Here is a 2,843-nt window from a genome sequence, read left to right as displayed (position 1 = left end):
CGGCGGCCGCGAGGACCTCGGACGACGCCTCCTTACGGCCCCGCTCGATCTCCGACAGATACGGCAGCGAGATCCGGGCCGCGTCGGCCACGTCCTTCAGGGTGCGCCGCTGCTCCCGCCGCTCGCGGCGCAGCACCTCGCCGACCAGATCACGCCACAGGGGCTCCCTGGGGGCGGGCTCGCTCTCCGGCGCCTTTGGCTGGGCCGGCGCGGGTCGCAGGGGGATCACTCGGGCTTCGTCGCTCACCGGGTTGCTCATCCCGTCAGCCTAGGAGCGGTACCGCCCGGGGCAAGGACCGGGCGTTGCGCCCTGAGGGAAATCCCGGCCCCCACCGCGCCCGACCGGCCGTTTCTCGCCAGTGCGGCGCGGCGGGGGCATGCGATGCGTCACCATGGGTACCCGCGCCGTGAGCGGCTCCGCGAGCAGGCATGATCCGCCGTCCGGCGGGTACTCGCCGGAGACGCTGCCTGGACACTGGAGCCGGCGCCACCCGGTGCCAACCCGCAGGCCGTACAGGGAGACGTCGAACCGTGACTTTCGTGGGAGAGGTAATGAACACCGCCGTCGGGATCCGGTCGGAAGCCGAGGTCGTCGAGCAGACCGAGCAGGACAGGACGGGCGAGGGATCACTGCCTGGGATCACGGACCCGGCGTCCGTCGCCCCGCGCGACGCCCGCGAGCTGTCCCGCCAGTTCTTCCGCCGCCTGGCCGAGCTGGAAGAGGGAACGCACGAGTACCAATATGCGCGCAACACACTCATCGAGATGAACATGTCGCTCGTGCGGTTCGCGGCCGGACGGTTCCGGGGCCGCGGCGACGACATGGAGGACATCGTCCAGACCGGCATGATCGGCCTGATCAAGGCCATCGACCGGTTCGAGCTGTCGCGCGAGGTCGAGTTCACCTCGTTCGCCCTGCCGTACATCGTCGGTGAGATCAAGCGGTTCTTCCGGGACACCACCTGGGCGGTCCATGTGCCGCGCCGGCTCCAGGAGCTGCGGGTGGAGCTGGCCAAGGCGCGCGAGGAGCTGTCCAGCCGGCTGGACCGGGACCCGACGGTGGCGGAGCTGGCCACGCTGATGAACCTCCCGGAGAAGGAGGTGGTCGAGGCCCAGCTGGCCTCGAACGGCTACAACTCCGCCTCCCTGGACGCCGCGCTCACCGGTGACGGCCCCGAGGACGGCGAGGCGGTGCTCGCCGACTTCATCGGCGTGGAGGAGGAGGGGCTGCGGCTCGTCGAGGACTTCCACGCGCTGGCCCCGCTGATGGCGGAACTGAGCGAACGCGACCGGCGGATCATCCACATGCGGTTCGTGGAGGAGGCCACCCAGGCCCAGATCGGGGAGCGGCTGGGCTGCTCCCAGATGCACGTCTCCAGGCTGATCAAGCGGATCATCACCCGGCTGCGCCAGGGGATGCTCGGCGAACTGGGCTGCGCCTGACATCGGGGACCCGGTCATCGTCCGGCCGGGTCCGCCGGCACCTGGTCACGTCCGGTTCCGGCCGGATCTGCCGGTTCCCGCCGTGGGCCGGATGCCGCGGCAGGGGCTCGGCGCATCGGCGCAGTGCGGTCCGCGGGGGTCGGCGTGCCGTGGAGACACCGGTCCGGGTCGCGGCCGGCCCCGGTCGTCGGTGGGAGTCAGCGGCTCAAGGGGAAGACGGCCCGTACCCGCTTGCCCACGGGAACGCGTTCCACTGTGACCTCGGTGGTCAGCGCGTGCACGATCTCCAGTCCGTGCCGTCCGACGCGCTCGGGGTTCTTCGGGAAACGGCGGGGCAGGGCCGTGCTGCTGTCGTACACGGACACCACGACCGAGTCGGCCGTGCCCTCCAGCTCCAGGATGTAGGGGCCGTTGCTGTGCTGGTCGGCGTTGGTGACCAGTTCGCTCACCACCAGCAGCAGCTCGCCGTCGGCGCGGTCGTCGACCCCGGCGCACCACTCCGTCCGCAGCTGCTCGAGGAACCGGCCGGCGAAGGCGCGCGCCTCGGCGATGCAGCCGGGCGCGCCGGTGTAGTGTGCCGCGCGCCGCAGCGGCTCCACGGGTACGTCGAAGCCAGTCGGTATCACTTCCCCGCCCAGGTGCTCGGTCATGCCGTTCTCTCTCGCCAAAGGCCCGGTGCGGCCGGTCGCCGTCGCTCCAGTCCTCGTACCCCGAGCCCGGCCCGGCAGTCCCTCCGATGTGTTCGCCGACCGCGCACGGGCGCACCGGTCACGGCGGGGTCCCGCGCGACGGTCAGGCGACGGGGGCGACCAGCGCCGGTATGGTCCGCTGCATGCGCACCGCGTCGACGGATTCCGCGAGCAGCTCGTACTCGGTGGTGTCGTCGCCGGTCGCGATCCGCACCAGCCTGCCCGCGGCCAGCTCGTCGGCGACCAGTTCCTGCCGGTCCGGGTCACCGCACCAGGCGCGCAGGACGGTCGGCACGTCCGTCACGGTGTCCGCGACGGGGACCAGCGCGCCCGGCGGGAAGTGCGCGGCCTCCGGGCGGGGGTCGAGCCGGTCGGCGATCCAGTTCGCCCGGTCGCGCAGCCACCACAGGGCGAGCGCGAGCGTGGGGGCCCGGTAGGTGCCGAGCGGTACTCCGATGCGCTGTCCGCCGCAGGTGCCGTACGCGGTGACATGGCACAGGAACTCGTCGTGCATGCGCACTCCCCCGTCGCGTCGTCCGCCTGCGGGCCGGCCTCGCTCTCGCTGCGGCTCGTGTGCGGTGCGTGATCGGGGCCTCGCTGGAAGTGAAGCCCGCACAGTCGAGTATGTTCACTACTGAACCACTGTCACCATGTCTTTCCGGCCAGTCTGCCGACGTGTTCCGGGCCCGCCCTGGCCGGTATTCGGCGGCC

General features: G+C 71.9%; 4 protein-coding genes. 1 reads left to right on the top strand and 3 read right to left on the bottom strand.

The window, feature by feature from the left end; genetic code table 11:
- The coding region (locus H5J33_RS29695) for a helix-turn-helix transcriptional regulator (protein WP_181797887.1) at positions 1–259 on the bottom strand (259 nt) is incomplete at its 3' end.
- A 293-nt stretch (positions 260–552) separates the two neighbouring features.
- On the opposite strand from H5J33_RS29695, the gene H5J33_RS29690 reads away from it, so the two are divergent.
- Positions 553–1,443 (top strand): RNA polymerase sigma factor SigF, encoded by an 891-nt coding sequence (locus tag H5J33_RS29690; RefSeq protein WP_181797886.1) that lies wholly within the window; start codon positions 553–555, stop codon positions 1,441–1,443.
- 197 nt (positions 1,444–1,640) lie between these two features.
- Here the strand turns inward: H5J33_RS29690 and H5J33_RS29685 are convergent, their stop codons facing one another.
- Together H5J33_RS29685 and H5J33_RS29680 are read right to left on the bottom strand one after the other, a co-directional pair.
- Complete coding sequence (locus H5J33_RS29685; protein WP_181797885.1) at positions 1,641–2,093, bottom strand: ATP-binding protein; 453 nt, start codon at positions 2,091–2,093, stop codon at positions 1,641–1,643.
- A gap of 142 nt (positions 2,094–2,235) precedes the next feature.
- Entirely contained in the window at positions 2,236–2,646 is a 411-nt protein-coding gene (locus tag H5J33_RS29680) for a hypothetical protein (RefSeq protein ID WP_181797884.1), read from the bottom strand.
- Between the last annotated feature and the right edge of the window lie 197 nt (positions 2,647–2,843).

This window comes from Streptomyces sp. WELS2 (genome assembly GCF_013870595.1).
Lineage (GTDB): Bacteria > Actinomycetota > Actinomycetes > Streptomycetales > Streptomycetaceae > Streptomyces.
Note: the sequence above shows the minus strand (reverse complement) of the source record. Positions and strands in the feature narration are given on the sequence as shown.